Source organism: Haloechinothrix halophila YIM 93223, from assembly GCF_000504245.1.
Taxonomy (GTDB): Bacteria; Actinomycetota; Actinomycetes; order Mycobacteriales; family Pseudonocardiaceae; genus Haloechinothrix_A; species Haloechinothrix_A halophila.
In genome coordinates this window covers 5,164,229-5,181,579 of sequence record NZ_KI632509.1, presented here as the reverse complement: position 1 = coordinate 5,181,579, position 17,351 = coordinate 5,164,229, and the positions used below count along the sequence as shown (strand labels likewise).

Sequence of the window (17,351 nt, the reverse complement as noted above, 5' to 3'; positions counted from 1 at the left end):
TCGTGTGCCTGGCTGGGCGTGGATCTTGAGGCGAAATGGTCGTCATAGCAACCAGAACGCCTCAAGATCCACGTGTCGGGACTCGCGCGACGACGGCCGCGCCGAGGACGACCAATGCCAGCACGCCCGCGGCGATGTTGAGCACGGCATAGCCCCAGAACGCGACGACCGCGCCGCCCGCGACGCCCGCTATGGCGGCGAACACGCCCATGACCAGGTCGGACGCGCCCTGGGTCGCGGGCCGCTCCGCGAACGGCACGACGTCGACCAACAGCGCGGAGCCCCCGATCAGGCTGCACGACCACCCCAACCCGAGCAGGAACAGCCCCACGGTCAATGCGACCGAGTGGCCCTCGGGCGCGGTGCCCGCCAGCGTCACGGCGGCCAGCAGCAGTACCGACCCCGCCGCCAGCATCGGCGCGCGGCCCAGCCGGTCCGTCAGCCAGCCGACCACTGGCGAGAACGCGAACATCCCCAGCACATGCACACTGATGACGAACCCGATCACGGTCAGGGCCGCGCCGCCGTCGTTCATGTGCACCGGGGTCATCACCATCACCGAGAGCATCACGCCGTGTGACACCGCGATCGCGACAATCGCCGCGAGGGCTTGCGGGCGTACGGACACCACCGACCACACCCGCCGCAGGCCGACGCGCGTCGTCGTGTCCTCGCCGCGTGCCGCGGCGTGTTCGCGGGCGAGCAGCAATGGGTCCGGTCGCAGGAACAGCCACAGCACGCCGGTGCCCACCGCGGCGGCGGCGAACGCGAGCACGAAGATGCCGGTGATCTCCGGAAAGCCAAACCAGCGTGCCACCGCGGCGCCTGGGCCGGTGAGGTTCGGTCCGACGACCGCGCCGAGCGTCGTCGCCCAGACGACGGTGGCGAGCGCGCGAGCCCGGCTGCCCGGCTCGGCCAGGTCGGTCGCGGCATAGCGGGCTTGGCTGTTGGCCGCCGTCGCCCAGCCGAGCGCGAAGGTGCCCGCCAGCAGTGCGGTGAACGACGAGATGACGCCGGCGAGCACGCACAACCCCGTGCCCAGCGCCCCGATGCCGTAGCCGGTGACCAGCCCGACGCGCCTGCCCCGCGCGCTCATCAGCCGCGCGAGCACGAACGCGCCTCCCGCGGCCCCGACGACCTGCGCCGTCTGTGCGAGGCCCGCCAGCGCGGGCGAGCCGAGGATCTGCTCGGCCAGCAGGACCGCCACCGCGGCACCCGACGTCACGGCGAGCCCGCCGAGCGCTTGCCCCGTGACCAGCGTGCGGATCGTGTTGCGCTGCACCGCCGCGGTCGTGGGCGTCGTGACGTCGGGGACTGTCACGGCGAAAGCCAGAATTCAGCAGGGGTGGTCATGCTCCTGGCCAACGCAAACGCCATGGTGCACATTCCTGTCATGACACCACTGTGCACCCAACCGGACGGCTGACGGCTCCGAATCAGAAACGTGTCGACACACCGCGTCTCCGCCGAAGGTCCGTCTGTCATCGCCCGGCCGTCACTGCGGGTGCTGCCCGCCGCCTCCAACGCTGCCGCCACCACCGCCGTGGTCCTCGTACTGCATGGCGGCAAGGCCGCGAGCCGCCGCCCGACGTCCGAGCACCAGCTGTCGTACTGGCGAATGGTCCCGATCGCCGAGGCGCTGCACGGCGCGGTAGGGGACAGCGGTGCCGCCGTGTGGCTGCTGCGCAACCGGCTGCGCGGCTGGAACGAACCCGTGCAGGACGCCGTTGTCGACGCCCGCTGGGCACTAGCCGAGGTGCGCAGTGCTCACCCCGGCGTGCCGGTGGTGCTTGTCGGACACTCGATGGGCGCCAGGGCAGCGCTGCGGGTCGCGGGCACCGATGGCGTCACGGCGATCTGTGCCCTAGCGCCGTGGATCGAGCCGCGCGAGCCGGTGGCCCAGCTCGCTGGACGATCGGTGCTGATCGCGCACGGCAATAGGGACCGCTGGACTATGCCACGCGCCTCGTTCGACTACGCCGAGCGTGCGCGGCCGGTCGCCGATGAACTGGGCCGGTTCGAGGTGCGCGGCGTCGGCCACGCCATGCTGCGCCGCTCTGCTGACTGGACGGCGATGGTGCGCGCGTTCGTCGCGGAGGCGGTGGGCGCCGCATCGCGCCATCGCGCCATCGAGGTCGCGATGCGCGCCCCCGCCCCGGACGGCTTGCGGACACCGCTGCCAGCGCGGTGGTGACGCTGCTCAGGCCGTGACCAGCAGCCCCGTCAGGTACATCGCCAGCAAGCCAGCCGTCGCGCCGCCGACCGTGGCCGGGTCAAGCAACCGCCCAGCCTTGTCCCGCACCGCGGGCACGAGCTGCACGATGACCTGCGCGATCGCGCCGACGCCGATGCCGAGCAGGAAGCTGGACAGCTCGGTGTTCGTGACCATGCCGCCGATCAGTGCGCCGAGGATCGCCGGTGCGCCCGCGATCACGCCGAGCCCGAGCAGTCGCACGAGGCTGGGACGTCGTTGCGTCAACGGCGACACGATCGCCAGGCCCTCTGTGGTGTTGTGGATGGCGAAGCCGACGACCAGCGTCACTCCGAGCGCCAGTTCTCCGACGGCGTAGGCCGAGCCGATGGCCAGCCCTTCGCCGAGGTTGTGCAGGCCGATGCCGATGGCGATGAGCAACGCGAGACGAAGCCCGGTGCGTTCGGCGTTGCCCCCGCTGAGCCGGTGGTCCAGCGCGGTGAGAGCCAGGAACGCCAGCAACGCGCCCAGCACCACCAGCGCTGGGCCGCCGAACGCGCCGCCCGCTTCTTCGGCGAGCTCGAATCCTTCCAGGGTGGCGTCGATGGCCAGGAACGCCAGCAGGCCCACGGTGACCGCGAGCAGCACCCGCACGCCCCGGCTGCCGATGCGGCGCAACGTCGGGAGGAACAGCATCCCCAGCACCACCGGGATGATGCCGACATACGTGCCCAGCAGCGTCATCAGCGCGAAGAAGCCGCCGTCGGCCTGCGGGGTGGCGACCGCGGCGTCGATCTCGTGCTCGATCACCGCGCCCGTCGACGTCAGGATCGAGATGTGATACGGCTGCTCGGCCTGCCACGGGTAGTCGAGCCGCAGCTTCTCGGTGCCGAACCGGTCGATCGCGGTGTCGCCGCCGGAGAAGTCGACGTAGGCGTCGTTGACAAACACCTGTCCGACCCGCACGGGATCGGCGCCGGTGTTGCGCACTGTCAGTGTGATCGTGCCCGGGGTCAAGGTGGTCTGCTCGACGGCCAACTCTTCGGCAGGCGGGCCGGTGCGGTCGGGCAGCGTGTTGCCGCCGAAGATCGCCAGCGCGGTCAGGACAAGGGCGATCAGTGCGACGACGGCGACCGCGGGGCCCCAGGTGCGCACGGGGTTAGACGTTGTTGTCATTCGGTCACCTCGAAGAAACCCATCCAGCCCAGTTCGGCGAACTCCGTCTTGTGCGCGTGGAACATGTACTTGCCGGGGTACTTGAAGCGCATCTCGCAGATGCCGCGCTGGCCCTGGCCCTGAATGATCGTGTCGGTGAACTCGCTCGGTTCCAGCCGCGTGCCGGTGGGGTAGTAGTCGAAGAAGTTGCCGTGCACGTGGAAACTGTTGATCGGGTCGTACTCCAGTGTGTTGACCAGGTAAATCCGCACCAGCTCGCCTAGCTTCACCTGCACCGGCTCGTGCATGTAGTGGAACGGGATGCCGTTGACGGCGTAAAGCTGGTTGCCCTCGCCGTCGAACGTCGTGTTGAAGCCGTGCATGACCATGACCTGCTCGTCGGCCTCGGGGCGGCCCTGCTTCGGATCGACGATGAACGTCCCGTAGAGCCCGCGCGCCATGTGTTCGGCCAACGGCCCAACGTGGCAGTGGTACAGGTGTACGCCGAACGGTTCGGCGTCGAACTCGTACACCGTGCTGCCGCCCGGCTCGATCGTGCCCGCGCCGAGGCCGGGGATGCCGTCCATCTCGGCGGGATGCATGCCGTGGAAGTGCATGGTGTGCGGGTGCTTCGAGCCGTTGTGGAAGCGCACGCGTAGCCGGTCGCCCTCGGTGCAGCGCAGCGTGGGACCGGGGATGCGTCCGTTGAACGTCCAGGCGGGGAACGTCACGCCCGGCGCGACCTCGATCTCTTCGTCGGTGGCGTAGACGTCCCACTCGCGCAGTACCCGGCCATCCTCGGTGCGCGACGTCGTGCCGTAGTCGAAATCCCGCAGGATGTCGGTGGGGTGGAAGCCGTTCGCGTCGTGGTCGACCCTGCTGTCCATGCGGAACGTCGGGCCCTTCGCGCCGCCGCCGTGGGCGTGGGCATGGCCTGACTGGCTGCCGCTGTGGCCCGGCTGGCCGCCATTGTCCGCGGAGGCCGTCATCGCGCCGCCGATCCCCAGCGCCGCCGCCCCCGCGGTGCCCGCGAGCGCACCGCCCAGCAGGAACTTGCGCCGCGACGGCGGGGAGTGGTCGTGCTCTGGCGACTCTGGCACGGTCATCAGCTGGCCATTCCTCACGACGGAGACTGAATTTCGTCTCACCAAACTTAACTATCCGGGTGAACGAAAGCAACCGGCGTTGGGGTGAGGTCCGTCGCGCATCGATGTGCCGCGGCCAGGGCCAGTGCGCCGTGTCCTGCACTCCCGACGTTGTGTCGTGCAGTCTCGACGTTGTGTCGTGCACTCGTGGCGTCGAGGTCGACGTCCCTGATCCGGGGCCGGCGACAGATCAGGGGAAACCCTGATGCGTCCTGGGCGTTCCGGGTGATGAGCTGGGTGCCCGGAATCAAGCAGAAGGGACGATCGCCCATGACGCACGCACCGGAACGCACCGCTCGGTGGCACCGGTACTGGGACAAGAAGTCGCGCACCTACGACAAGGAGATGACCGCGTGGGAGTAGCGGCTGTTCGGCGACTCCCGCGCATGGGCATGCTCGCAGGCGCGCGGCGAGGTGCTCGAGGTCGCCATTGGCACCGGTCTGAACCTCCCGCACTATCCGGACGACGTCACGCTGACCGGCATCGACCTGAGCGAGCGGATGCTGGACCTCGCCTGTGCCCGAGCCGACGAACTCGGGTGCGAGGTCAACCTGCGGCAGGCCAACGCGCAGCAACTGCCGTTCGACAACGCCTCGTTCGACACCGTGGTGTGCACCTTGGGGCTGTGCGCGATCCCTGATCTGGACGCTGCCGTCGACGAAATGGTTCGGGTGTTGCGGCCAGGTGGCACGGTGATCCTGGTGGACCACGTCGAGGGCTCGTCACGCCTGGTCCGCGGCGTGCAGTGGGTGGTGGAGCTCATCACGGTGCCACTCGGTGGGGAGCATTTCCTGCGCCGTCCGCTGCACAAGGTGCGGGCGCACGGATTTGACGTTGAGTGGGTGCAGCGGTTCAAGCTCGGTTTGGTCGAGCGGTTGGTCGCGCGCAAGCCGGAGTAAGGCCGCGTCGGGAATGCGCAATACGGCGTTCGGAGCGTTGAACATGACGTCGTGAGTGCGGGACACGGCGTCGGGACTGCATGACACGGCGTCGCGAATGACGGACACGGCGTCCTGAGTGTCGGACACGGCGTCAGGGTGAGGCGGCGCCAACCATTCGCAGTGCCAGTTCGCAGTAGTGGTCGCCGATGTCTTCTGGTGACCAGTCGCCCTCGTCGCGGTACCAGCGCGCCACGTCGATGCCAAGCGACAACAGCGCCAGCGCCGTCATCCTGGGGTTCGACGTCGCGAAGACCCCCGCCGTGACCCCAGCCGTCACCACGTCGCGCATCCGTCGCTCGATCGCGCGCCGATACTCGCTGATCTCCGCGAGATGCTCGTCGTTGAGCGCGGCCAGTTCGTAGTTCACGATCCGTGCACCGGTGTGCCCGCGCGCGTGGTGTGCCGCGAACGCGTGCATGACAGCCCGCAGCTGCGCCACCGGGTCCGCCGAGCTGGCGATGCCGTCCTCGACCAGTCGTAACGTCCGCTCGTGCCCTTCCTTGGAGATCAGATACAGCAGCTCTTCCTTGGACTTGTGGTGCACGTACACCGCGGCGGGGCTCATTCCGGCAGCCGACGCGATGTCGCGCGTCGTCGTGCCGTGGAAGCCCTTCGCCGCGAACGATTCGATCGCGGCGTCGACCAGACGGCTGCGTGCGTTGGGTTGTGCACCCGCCATGGGCGGCGTTCCTTCCGTCGTGTCCTCGCGTGCGGCTGGGGGCATGGCGTTGCTCCCGTCAGATGGTTCCGTCAGGGGTGTTGACGAGCGTGCGGTTCTTACGGCATGCTAAGCGAACGCTTACCACTAAGCAAGCGCTTAGCCGTGCAGCTCAGGTGGGTCCCCAGCACCATACGGAAGGACGATCAGCCCATGCCGAACGCCATCAGCGATAGGTTCCGCGACAAGGTCGCGGTAGTGACCGGAGCGAGCAGGGGTATCGGGCTCGGCATCGCCGAACGGTTGGTCGCCGACGGTGCCAAGGTGTGTGTCACCGCGCGCAAGCAGGAGGCCCTCGGCGAGGCGGTCGCGAAGCTCGGCGCGGACAACGCCATCGCGGTCGCGGGCAAGGCACACGACCCCGATCACCAGGCCGAGGCGATCAGCCGCACCATCGAGACCTTCGGCAGCCTGGATCTGCTGGTCAACAACGCGGGCATCAACCCGGTCTATGGTCCGCTGATCGAGCTGGACCTCGACGCGGCGCGCAAGATCGTCGAGGTCAACTGCCTCTCCGCGCTGGGATGGACGCAGCAGGCGCACAAGGCGTGGCTCGGCGAACACGGCGGCGCGGTCGTCAACGTCTCCTCGGTCGCAGGGCAGAAGCCCGCGCCCGGCATCGGCTTCTACGGCGCGAGCAAGGCGATGCTCACCCACATCACCGAGGAACTGGCCGTCGAGCTCGGCCCGGACATCCGCGTCAACGGTGTCGCACCCGCCGTGGTCAAGACCCAGTTCGCCTCCGCGCTCTACGAGGGTCGCGAGAGCGAGGTCGCCGCCTCGTATCCGCTCAAGCGCCTCGGCGTCCCGGAGGACATCGGCAGCGTGGTGGCCTTCCTACTGTCGGAGGACGCGGGCTGGCTCACCGGCCAGACGATCGTCATCGATGGCGGTGTCACCCTCACCGGTGGCGTCTGACATGGATGTTCAAGGCAAGGGCGTCGTCATCACCGGCGCGGGACACGGTATCGGCCGCGCGTTCGCGCACCGGTTCGCCGCCGAGGGCGCGCGGGTCGTCGTCAACGACATCGACGCCGACGCCGCAATGACCGTGGCGTCCGAAGTAGACGGACACGCTGTGCCGGGTGACGCCGCGAGCGACGACGGCGTCGGCGCGCTCATCGACGCCGCCCGTGACCACCTCGGCGCGATCGACGTCTACTGCGCGAACGCGGGGGTGGCCGTCGGCGCTGGCCTGGACGCGCCGGAGTCGGACTGGACGAAGGCCATCGAGGTCAACACTCTGGCGCACGTGCGGGCAGCGCGACGGCTGGTGCCCGGCTGGCTGGAGTCGGGCGGCGGCACCTTCGTGGTGACCGCGTCGGCGGCAGGATTGCTCACGATGCTCGGCAGCCCGACGTACTCGGTGACCAAGCACGGAGCAGTCGCTTTCGCGGAGTGGCTCTCCGTCACGTATGGACATCGGGGGATCGCCGTCCACTGTGTCTGTCCACAAGGGGTACAGACCCAGATGCTGGACGACTCGGGCGTGTTCAAGGACATGCTCAGCCAGGACACCGCGCTCACCCCGGAACAGGTCGCCGACTCGCTGTGGCAGGGCATGACGGACGGATCATTCCTCGTCCTGCCGCACCCCGAGGCGGCCAAGTACTACGCGTACCGAGCCGCGAAGCCGGAGAAGTGGCATGCGGCGATGCGCGAACTGCAGCGAGGATTCGACGACGCGGGAGGTCAGCGATGAAGGCATGGCAGGTGGCCGAGCTGGGCGAGCCGGAGAAGGTGCTCCGGCTGGTCGACGTCGACCAGCCGGAACCGTCGCCGACCCAGCTGCTGGTGCGGGTGCGCGGGGCCGCGGCGAACTTCCCCGACGTCCTGATGTGCCGGGGCGAGTACCAGGTCAAGCCGTCGTTGCCGTTTACACCGGGCGTTGAGCTGTGTGGCGAGGTCGTGGCGACCGGCGCCGAGGTGTCTGGCTTCGCACCCGGCGACCGGGTCATCGGTGCGTCGGTGATTCCGTCGGGCGCGTTCGCGGAGTACGCGCTGATGGAACACGCGACGACGTTCCCCGCCCCGGACGCGCTGGACGATGCGCAGGCAGGGTCGTTCTATATCGGCTACCAGACCGGCTGGTTCGGGCTGCACCGCCGCGCCGGACTGCTGGCAGGGGAGACGCTGCTGGTACACGCGGCCGCGGGCGGTGTTGGTAGCGCCGCCGTGCAGCTCGGCAAGGCCGCGGGTGCGCGCGTGATCGGCGTTGTCGGTGGTCCCGCTAAGGCCGACGTCGCCCGCGAGCTCGGCGCGGACGTCGTCGTCGACCGCAACACAGAGGACTTCGTCGACGTCGTCAAGCGCGAAACCGACGGTAAGGGTGCTGATGTCATCTACGACCCGGTCGGCGGCGAGACCTACCGGCGTTCCACGAAGTGCATCGCATTCGAGGGCCGCATCGTGATCATCGGCTTCGCGGGTGGTGAGATCCAGTCGGCAGCGCTGAACCACGCGCTGATCAAGAACTACGCCATCCTCGGTCTGCACTGGGGCCTCTACACCGGCAAGGACCCGGACGCGGTGCGCGAGTGCCACGACGACCTCACCGCGCTCGCGGCGGCTGGGAAGGTCTCACCTCTGGTGAGCGAGCGCGTGGCGCTGGAGGATGTGGCCAGCGGCGTGCAGCGGCTCGCCGATGGCGTCACCGTTGGCCGGTTGGCCGTCGTACCGGGAAGCTGAAACCAGGGACACGAGAGAAGGAGACATACGTGAGCGATCAGACCAAGCGCACCGCCATCGTCACCGGAGCAGCGCGGGGGATCGGTGCCGCGGTGGCGAAGCGCCTCGCTTCCGACGGCTTCAACGTCGCGGTGCTCGACCTTGACGAGTCGGCCTGCAAGCAGGCCGTCGCCGACATCGAGCGCGCGGGTGGCACCGCGCTGGCCGTCGGCGTCGACGTCTCCGACGAGCAGGCCGTCGACAAGGCGGTCGAGCGGGTCGCGAACGAGCTTGGCGCGCCGACCGTGCTGATCAACAACGCCGGGATCACCCGCGACAACCTGCTGTTCAAGATGAGCGTCGAGGACTGGGACGCGGTGATGAACGTCCACCTGCGCGGCTCGTTCCTGATGACCCGCGCGGTGCAGAAGCACATGACCGAGGCGAAGTACGGCCGCATCGTCAACCTGTCCAGCGTTTCCGCCCTCGGCAACCGGGGCCAGGTGAACTATTCGTCCGCCAAGGCAGGGCTGCAGGGCTTCACCAAGACCCTCGCCGTTGAGCTGGGCAAGTTCGGCGTCACCGCGAACGCGATCGCGCCTGGCTTCATCGAGACCGAGATGACCGCGGCGACCGCCGAGCGGGTCGGCGTGCCGTTCGAGGAGTTCAAGCAGGGCGCCGCCGCGCAGATCCCGGTGCAGCGGGTCGGCCAGCCAGCCGACATCGCCGCGACGGCGTCGTTCCTGGTCAGCGAGGAGGCCGGATTCGTGTCCGGCCAGGTCATCTACGTCGCCGGCGGACCGCGCGACTGAGAGGAGCGGCATGCAGACGTTCAACGGGCTCGACGAGCTCGAGAAGGCAGTGGGCACTCACCTCGGTTACAGCGACTGGCACACCATCACCCAGGAGCGGATCAACCTGTTCGCCGAGGCGACCGGGGACCATCAGTGGATCCACACCGACCCGGAGAAGGCCGCACAGGGGCCGTTCGGCAGCACCATCGCACACGGCTATCTGACGCTGTCGCTGATCCCGATGCTGGTGTGGCAGATCTACAAGGTCGACGGCCTCAAGATGGGCGTGAACTACGGCTCCAACAAGGTGCGGTTCCCCGCGCCGGTGCCGGTCGACTCGCGGGTGCGCGCCGGGGCTGAGCTGGTCGAACTCAAGCGCGGCGACGACGGCGCGCAAGCCATGGTCCGCGTGACCATCGAGATCGAGGGTGGCGACAAACCCGCGTGCGTCGCCGAGGTCCTCTCGGTGCTGGTGGAGTGATCATGCCGGGGACGGACACCGGGCCACCAGGGTTGGACCTAGCCGGTTTCCAGGAGTTTTTCGACGGTGTCCGTCCCGGCGCGATCACTGGCCCGCTGCGCGCCAGCCTGATCGCGGGCGGCAAGTCGAACCTGACCTACGAGGTCACCGACGGGACGTCGACCTGGATCGTGCGTCGCCCGCCGCTGGGCCACGTGCTGGCGACGGCACACGACATGGGCCGCGAGTATCGGGTCATCACCGCACTGGGGCCTACCGACGTTCCGGTGCCGATGACGTACGCGCACTGCGACGACACCGACGTCATCGGCGCGCCGTTCTACGTGATGTCCAAGGTGGAGGGCACGCCGTACCGGTACGCCGCCGAGTTGGCGCCACTCGGTCCTGACCGCACGCGGGCCATCTCGCTTCGCATGATCGACACGCTGGCCACGCTGCACGACGTCGATCCGGACTCGGTGGGGCTGTCCGACTTCGGCCGGCCGGAGGGTTTCCTCGCCAGGCAGGTGCGGCGCTGGAAGAAGCAGCTGGACGCGTCGCATGTGCGGGACCTCCCCGGCGCCGAGCGGTTGCACGACGCGTTGTCAGCCTCGGTGCCCGGCGAGTCGGCGCCGGGCATCGTGCACGGTGACTACCGGCTGGACAACCTGCTGGTCGACGAGAATGACCAGATCACGGCGGTACTGGACTGGGAGATGGCCACCCTGGGCGATCCGCTCACCGACATCGCGCTGCTGCTCGTGTACCAGCGGATGGCGGAGCTGGACGCCGGGGACGCGGTGGCCGACGTCGCCACCGCGCCGGGATTCGCGGACGCCGATGAGCTACTTGCCCGCTACGCGGCCCACAGCGGCAGGGACCTCTCCGCCATGGGCTTCTACCTGGGTCTGGCGTATTTCAAGATCGCCGTGATCCTCGAAGGAATCCACTACAGACACACCCACGGGCAGACCGTCGGCGAGGGCTTCGACACCGTCGGCGACCTCGTCGTGCCCCTGATCGACGCCGGACTGGCCGCACTGAAGGAGTAGAGGCGATGGACTTCGCGCTAGACGCCACCACCGAAGAGCTGCGGGAGCGGCTGCTGACCTTCCTGCACGAGAAGGTGTACCCGGCCGAGCCGGTGTTCTCCGAGCAACTGGAAGCCGCCGACGACCGCTGGGCCTGGTCGCGGGTGCCAGCGCTGCATGAATTGCGGGAACAGGCCCGTGAGCAGGGGCTATGGAACCTCTTCCTGCCGGGGGATGAGGGTGGCGGGCTCACCAACCTGCAGTACGCACCGCTCGCCGAGATCACCGGTCGCAGCAGGCTCGCGCCGCCCGCGCTGAACTGCTCGGCGCCGGACACCGGCAACATGGAAGTGCTGTCGATGTTCGGCACCGAGAAGCAGCGCAAGGAGTGGCTGGAGCCGTTGCTGGGTGGCGAGATCCGGTCGTCGTTCGCGATGACAGAGCCGGACGTCGCATCGTCGGACGCCACCAACATCGGCACCCGCATCGAACAGGACGGCGACCACTACGTCCTCAATGGACGGAAATGGTGGATCACCGGGGCGATGAACCCGGACGCGGCGATCTTCATCGTGATGGGCAAGACCGACCCGGCCGCCGACCGGCACCGGCAGCAGTCGATGATCCTGGTGCCGCGCGACACTCCCGGCGTCGAGATCAAACGCGGCATGACCGTGTTCGGCTACGACGACGCCGACCATGGCGGCCACGCCGAGATGACCTTCACCGACGTCCGGGTGCCCGCCGAGAACCTGATCGGCGGCGAGGGCGACGGATTCGCCATCGCCCAGGCGCGGCTCGGTCCTGGCAGGATCCACCACTGCATGCGATCCATCGGGGTGGCCGAACGCGCGATCGAGTTGATGTGCGACCGCGCCGCCGAGCGGGTCGCGTTCGGCAAGCCGATCGCTGACCAGGGCGTCGTCCGCGACTGGATCGCCGAAGCACGGGTACGGGTGGAACAGCTGCGGCTGCTGGTGCTCAAGACCGCGTGGCTGATGGACACGGTCGGCAACAAGGGCGCACACACTGAAATCCAGGCGATCAAGATCGCCACCCCGCAGACGGTGGAGTGGATTCTGGACAAGGCGATCCAGGTTCACGGCGCTGGCGGGCTGAGCCAGGACTTCCCGCTCGCCGGGCTGTTCGCGGGCATTCGCACGCTGCGCTTCGCTGACGGACCCGACGAAGTGCACAAGAACGCGCTGGCCAAAGCCGAGCTGAAGCGCCAGCAAGGAAGGGGAACGCACTGATGAGTGACGACGAGGTCGCCGACGACCTGCGGCGACGGGTCGCCGACCTGCTTGCCGCGCACGATCCGGCCACCACGGACCGGCTGGAGTTTCTGCGCGCACGGTTCGATGCCGGGCTGGCGTGGGTGCACTACCCGGAAGGGCTCGGCGGTCTGGGGCTGCCGCGCGCCATGCAGTCCGTTGTCGACGCGGAACTCGAGAAAGCCGATGCGCCAGACAACGAGCCGCGCCGGATCGGCATCGGTCTCGGCATGGCCGCGCCGACGATCCTCGCGTTCGGCACCGATGAGCAGAAGAAGCGCTTCCTGCGTCCACTGTGGACCGGCGAGGAAGTCTGGTGTCAGTTGTTCTCCGAACCCGGCGCCGGTTCGGACCTCGCGGCACTGGCAACGCGTGCGGTGCGCGACGGCGACACCTGGGTCGTCAACGGCCAGAAGGTGTGGACGTCGGTGGCCCATAAGGCGCGCTGGGCGATCCTGGTCGCACGGAGCGACCCTGACCAGCCGAAACACGCTGGTATGACGTATTTCGTGTGCGACATGACCGACCCCGGCATCGACGTCCGCCCGCTGCGGCAGATCACCGGCGAGGCGGAGTTCAACGAGGTCTTCCTGACCGACGTGCGCATCCCGGACGAGAACCGGCTCGGCGCGGTCGGCGACGGCTGGCGCGTCGCCATGGGCACGCTGATGAACGAACGGGTCGCGATCGGTGGCGGGTCCGCTCCACGGGAGAGTGGCATGATCGGCGTCGTCGCCGACACCTGGCGCAAGCGGCCCGAAGTGCGCACGCCGGGGACACACGACCGGCTGATGCGGTTGTGGGTCGAAGCCGAGGTGGCGCGACTGACTGGTAAGCGGCTGCAGCAGAAGCTGGCCAGTGGCGAGCCGGGGCCGGAGGGCTCCGCGATGAAGCTGGTGTTCGCGCGGCTCTCGCAGGAACTGTCCGGGCTGGAGCTGGAATTGCTCGGCGAGGAGGGACTGCGCTACTCGGACTGGACCATGACACGTCCGGAGATCGTGGAGTTCACCGGTCGCGACGCCGGATACCGCTACCTGCGCGCCAAGGGCAACTCGATCGAGGGTGGCACGTCCGAGGTGCTGCGCAACATCATCGCCGAGCGGGTGCTCGGCCTGCCGCCAGAACACCGTGACGACAAGGACGTCCCGTGGAAGGACCTGCCACGATGAACCAGAGCACGCAGAGCCGTGAGACCAGCGCCGATGTCAATCTGCTCTACACCGACGTCGAGGACTCGCTGCGGGACAGTGTGCGGTCGCTGCTGGCGGACCGTTGCCCCGCCGACCGCGTGATCGCCGCCTACGACGGCGATCACGACCTCGGCGCCGAGCTGTGGCCGACACTGGCGACCGACCTCGGCCTCGCCGGGCTGCTGGTACCCGAGGACATGGGAGGCCAGGGCGCGAGCGCGCGTGAGGCCGCCGTCGTGCTTGAGGAGCTGGGTCGGTTCGCCGCCCCGGTGCCGTTCCTGACCAGCGCTGTCATCGCGACATCGATCGCGCTGCGGGCGCGGGAAACCGAGCTGGTGCGGAAACTGGCTGCCGGGACGGCGACGGCCGCGCTGGCGGTGCCGTTCAGCTCCGGTGCGGCGACGTTCGGCTCCGACGTGTTGCGGACCGAAGAGGACGTGCTGCGTGGCAGCGTGGCCAACGTCGCCGGCGCGCACGACGCCGACATCCTGTTCGTTCCGGTACCCACCGAGGCAGGGTTCGAGGTGCATCTGGTCGACGTCTCCGAGGTCACGATGACGTCCGTGGTGTCGCTGGACATGACCCGGCGGCTTGCCGACATCGAATTCATGGACGCGCCGTGCGAGGTGCTCATCGACGCCACCGACGGCGCGGCGGCGGTGCGCGACGCACTCGAACTCGGTGCGGCGCTGTTGGCATCCGAGCAGGTGGGCGTCGCCGAGTGGTGCCTTGAGTCGACCGTGGCGTACCTGAAGGAGCGCAGGCAGTTCGGCCGGATCGTCGGCGGTTTCCAGGCGATCAAGCACCGGCTGGCCGACCTGTGGGTCGAGGTGGAGTCCGCCCGTGCCGCCGCACGCTACGCGGCCGCGACGGCGGCAGACGGTGATCCGGACCGCCGGGTGGCCACGTCGCTGGCCCAGGCGTACTGCTCTGGTGCCGCGGTGCATGCGGCGGAGGAATGCGTCCAGCTGCACGGCGGGATCGGTATGACCTGGGAACACCCAGCGCACCTCTATCTCAAGCGCGCCAAGGCGGACCAGCTCGCCTTCGGTACCGCGGAGGGGCACCGGGCGACCCTGGCGGGTCTGGTCGACCTCCAGGCATGACGTCGTCCCTCGGTGTGCGCACGCCGCCCGTGCGCACACCGGGGAGACGATCATCGAGTGCCGCCACCCGATGCGGGTCAGCGCTGGTGGTTCGCGCGGTTGACTTGACTGATTCGCCGTTTTCGTGTGGCTTCTGTGGGGCGGCTGACCTACTCTCGAACGGTGCGGCTGGCTGACCTGCTCGCGGGACTGTCCCGGCTGGCCGACCTCGGGTTCGGCTTCCCACCGGGCGAGTCCGTGCGCTCGGCAGCGCTCGCTGTCCGGTTCGCCGCGTCGCTCGACCTTTCCGACGACGACGTTCAGACCGCGCTGTACACGGCGTTGCTGCACCACGTCGGCTGCACCGGATACGCGCATGAGACCGCGCACCGCTACGGCGATGAGTTCGTCCTCAATTCAGCGGCCACCCGGACCAACATCGCCGACCCACGCGACCTGATATCGACGATGCTGCCGACATTGCTGCGGGGACGATCACCGCTGGACCGTGCTCGGCTCGTCATCGCGGAACTCACGAGCGGCAAGCGGTTCGGGCAGGCGTACACGACCGCGACGTGCGAGGTCGGCCGCGACACCGCTCGGGCACTCGGGCTTCCGGGCGCGGTGCAGCGAGCGGTCTATCACCTGTACGAGTTCTGGCAGGGCGGTGGCGCTCCAGACGGCATCGCCAACGACGACATCCCGATCGCCGCGCGCATCGCACGGCTTACCGCGCTCGCGGTGCTGTACGACGACCTGGGCGACGCGGATCTGGCGGTTGCCGAGATACGACGTCGCAGCGGCGGGATGCTGGACCCCGAACTCACCGAGCACTTCGCGGCGCGGGCGCATGACCTGCTCAGCGAGATCAACAGCGGTGACGTTCGCGCCATCGTTCTCGACGCCGAACCGAGCCCGGTGACACTGCCCGAGTGGCGACTGCGCGAGGTCGCGACCGTGTTCGGCAGGCTCGCCGACCTCAAAACGCCATACACCCACGGCCACTCGTCCGGCGTTGCCGCGCTCGCGCGAACCGCCGGTGCTGAGCTGGGGTTGCCCGCAGACGTCCTGAACGATCTGGAGGTGGCCGCGCTGCTGCACGACGTCGGGCGCGTGGCCGTGTCCGACGCGATCTGGGAGAAGCCAGGGCCGTTGAGCGAGGGGGAGTGGGAGCAGGTCCGGCTGCATGCCTACCACTCGGAGCGAATCCTGGCCGGTTCGGAGCGGCTGTCCGCGCTCGCCCGGCTGGCCGGGATGCACCACGAACGTCTCGACGGCTCCGGCTACCACCGCGGGTGCGCACGAACGGAACTGGGCATACCCGCTCGAGTGCTCGCCGCCGCGGACGCCTACCACGCGATGACCGAACCGCGCCCGCACCGCGATGCGCTCGCCCCGGATCGCGCCGCCACCGAACTCACCGCCGAGGCCAGCAACGGCGCGCTCGACTCCGACGCGGTGCGCGCCGTCCTCGCCGCGGCGGGACAACCGTGCGCCGCCACGAAACCGGAGCGACCGGCTGGGCTGAGCGACCGCGAAGTCGAGGTCCTCGACCTGCTCGCCCGCGGCCACAGTAACGCGCGGATCGCTGAGCATCTAGTGATCTCGCGGCGCACGGCGGAGCACCACGTGCAGCACATCTACACCAAGATCGGCGTGTCGAGCCGGGCCGCCGCTGCGCTGTTCGCGATGGAGCGAGGGTTGCTGCGGCCGGCGAATAGGTAGCGCTACCGATGCCGGTGGGGCTGTCGCGGGCGACGCTGGGTTCGTCCGATGACAAGGAGGCCCACGATGACCCACACCGACGAAACCACGACAACCACGGTGACCTCGGCTGACGGCACCGAGATCGCCTACACCACATCCAGCGACGGCCCGCCACTGCTGCTGGTGCACGGCACCACCGCCGACCACACGCGGTGGCACACCATCCTGCCGTACCTCGAGCCGCACGCGACCGTCCACGCGATGGACCGCAGAGGACGCGGCGCGAGCGGCGACGCGTCCGACTACGACCTCGCGCGGGAGTTCGAGGACGTCGCGGCGGTCGTCGACGCGATCGCCGAGGCGAGCGGATCCGCTGTCGACGTGCTCGGCCACTCCTACGGCGGTGACGTCGCCTTCGGCGCGGCCACACTGACGCCGAACATCCGCAAGCTCGTGCTGTACGAGGGTTGGCCGTCGCCGCACCCGCGCGGCTCGGGTATCGCGCAGGAGACCTGGGCGCGTATGGACGCCCTCCTCGCCGATGGTCAGCCCGAGGCGATGCTGGAAGTGTTCTTCCGCGAGGTCGTCGGCATCCGGGAGGACGACTTCGCACGGTACCGGGCGTTGCCGTCGTGGCAGGCGCGGATCGCGGCGGTGCACACGGTATTGCGCGAGACGCGCGCCTGTCGGGGGAACATGCTGGACGTCGAGGCGGCGGCGCGCGTGACGATGCCCGTGCTCATGCTGGTTGGCGGCGCGAGCCCGCCGGAAATGCGGTCGGGCTACCAGGATGTCGCCGACGCGCTACCCGACGCGCGCGTCGTCGTGTTGGAAGGCCAGCAGCACATCGCGATCGATCTGATACCGGAGGAGTTCGCCGCGACGGTGCTGGCGTTCCTTGGCAGAGCCTGACGTCGCGAGGTGGCACAGGCGCGTGCCGCGAGCGCCACCGCTCGGTGTGCGCCAGTTGGGTGGCGTGCCGGCCCTCGCTA

General features: G+C 69.0%; 17 protein-coding genes. 13 read left to right on the top strand and 4 right to left on the bottom strand.

What is annotated here, in order from left to right; translation table 11 throughout:
- Positions 1–61: 61 nt before the first annotated feature.
- Positions 62–1,321 (bottom strand): MFS transporter, encoded by a 1,260-nt coding sequence (locus AMYHA_RS23755; RefSeq protein WP_034274726.1) that lies wholly within the window; start codon positions 1,319–1,321, stop codon positions 62–64.
- 123 nt (positions 1,322–1,444) lie between these two features.
- Between AMYHA_RS23755 and AMYHA_RS23750 the strand changes: the two genes are divergently transcribed.
- Complete coding sequence (locus AMYHA_RS23750) at positions 1,445–2,194, top strand: alpha/beta hydrolase (RefSeq protein ID WP_231104877.1); 750 nt, start codon at positions 1,445–1,447, stop codon at positions 2,192–2,194.
- Between the two features lie 6 nt (positions 2,195–2,200).
- On the opposite strand, the gene AMYHA_RS23745 is transcribed toward AMYHA_RS23750, so the two are convergent.
- Both AMYHA_RS23745 and AMYHA_RS23740 read right to left on the bottom strand, forming a co-directional pair.
- Complete coding sequence (locus AMYHA_RS23745) at positions 2,201–3,367, bottom strand: ZIP family metal transporter (protein ID WP_034274724.1); 1,167 nt, start codon at positions 3,365–3,367, stop codon at positions 2,201–2,203.
- Entirely contained in the window at positions 3,364–4,452 is a 1,089-nt protein-coding gene (locus AMYHA_RS23740) for a multicopper oxidase domain-containing protein (protein ID WP_034274722.1), read from the bottom strand. The genes AMYHA_RS23745 and AMYHA_RS23740 overlap by 4 nt, the downstream gene beginning before the upstream one ends.
- A gap of 405 nt (positions 4,453–4,857) precedes the next feature.
- Between AMYHA_RS23740 and AMYHA_RS23735 the strand changes: the two genes are divergently transcribed.
- On the top strand, positions 4,858–5,391 hold the full coding sequence (locus AMYHA_RS23735) for a class I SAM-dependent methyltransferase (RefSeq protein ID WP_456236146.1): 534 nt from the start codon (positions 4,858–4,860) through the stop codon (positions 5,389–5,391).
- Between the two features lie 133 nt (positions 5,392–5,524).
- Here AMYHA_RS23735 and AMYHA_RS23730 read toward each other — a convergent pair whose 3' ends face one another.
- Positions 5,525–6,112 (bottom strand): TetR/AcrR family transcriptional regulator, encoded by a 588-nt coding sequence (locus AMYHA_RS23730; RefSeq protein ID WP_034274720.1) that lies wholly within the window; start codon positions 6,110–6,112, stop codon positions 5,525–5,527.
- 192 nt (positions 6,113–6,304) lie between these two features.
- On the opposite strand from AMYHA_RS23730, the gene AMYHA_RS23725 reads away from it, so the two are divergent.
- From AMYHA_RS23725 to AMYHA_RS23675, 11 genes are all read left to right on the top strand, one after another.
- Entirely contained in the window at positions 6,305–7,069 is a 765-nt protein-coding gene (locus tag AMYHA_RS23725; protein ID WP_196776958.1) for an SDR family oxidoreductase, read from the top strand.
- A gap of 1 nt (position 7,070) precedes the next feature.
- Complete coding sequence (locus tag AMYHA_RS23720; protein ID WP_034274717.1) at positions 7,071–7,853, top strand: SDR family oxidoreductase; 783 nt, start codon at positions 7,071–7,073, stop codon at positions 7,851–7,853.
- Entirely contained in the window at positions 7,850–8,839 is a 990-nt protein-coding gene (locus AMYHA_RS23715) for an NADPH:quinone oxidoreductase family protein (protein WP_034274714.1), read from the top strand. Before AMYHA_RS23720 ends, AMYHA_RS23715 begins: the two co-directional genes overlap by 4 nt.
- Before the next feature lie 29 nt (positions 8,840–8,868).
- The gene (fabG, locus tag AMYHA_RS23710) at positions 8,869–9,630 is read left to right on the top strand and encodes a 3-oxoacyl-ACP reductase FabG (protein WP_034274711.1); all 762 of its coding nucleotides are present in this window, start codon (positions 8,869–8,871) and stop codon (positions 9,628–9,630) included.
- A gap of 10 nt (positions 9,631–9,640) precedes the next feature.
- Positions 9,641–10,093, top strand: a complete 453-nt coding sequence (locus AMYHA_RS23705; protein ID WP_034274709.1) for a MaoC family dehydratase — start codon at positions 9,641–9,643, stop codon at positions 10,091–10,093.
- A 2-nt stretch (positions 10,094–10,095) separates the two neighbouring features.
- Positions 10,096–11,124, top strand: a complete 1,029-nt coding sequence (locus tag AMYHA_RS23700; RefSeq protein WP_034274707.1) for a phosphotransferase family protein — start codon at positions 10,096–10,098, stop codon at positions 11,122–11,124.
- A gap of 5 nt (positions 11,125–11,129) precedes the next feature.
- The gene (locus AMYHA_RS23695) at positions 11,130–12,356 is read left to right on the top strand and encodes an acyl-CoA dehydrogenase family protein (protein ID WP_034274705.1); all 1,227 of its coding nucleotides are present in this window, start codon (positions 11,130–11,132) and stop codon (positions 12,354–12,356) included.
- A complete protein-coding gene (locus AMYHA_RS23690) occupies positions 12,356–13,546 on the top strand; it encodes an acyl-CoA dehydrogenase family protein (RefSeq protein ID WP_034274703.1) in 1,191 nt (396 codons plus the stop codon). The genes AMYHA_RS23695 and AMYHA_RS23690 overlap by 1 nt, the downstream gene beginning before the upstream one ends.
- A complete protein-coding gene (locus tag AMYHA_RS23685) occupies positions 13,543–14,673 on the top strand; it encodes an acyl-CoA dehydrogenase family protein (RefSeq protein WP_051400242.1) in 1,131 nt (376 codons plus the stop codon). Before AMYHA_RS23690 ends, AMYHA_RS23685 begins: the two co-directional genes overlap by 4 nt.
- A 162-nt stretch (positions 14,674–14,835) precedes the next feature.
- A complete protein-coding gene (locus AMYHA_RS23680; protein WP_157362365.1) occupies positions 14,836–16,377 on the top strand; it encodes an HD domain-containing phosphohydrolase in 1,542 nt (513 codons plus the stop codon).
- A gap of 66 nt (positions 16,378–16,443) precedes the next feature.
- Positions 16,444–17,271, top strand: coding sequence for an alpha/beta fold hydrolase (locus AMYHA_RS23675; protein WP_034274701.1), 828 nt, complete (start codon positions 16,444–16,446; stop codon positions 17,269–17,271).
- The last annotated feature ends 80 nt before the right edge of the window (positions 17,272–17,351 follow it).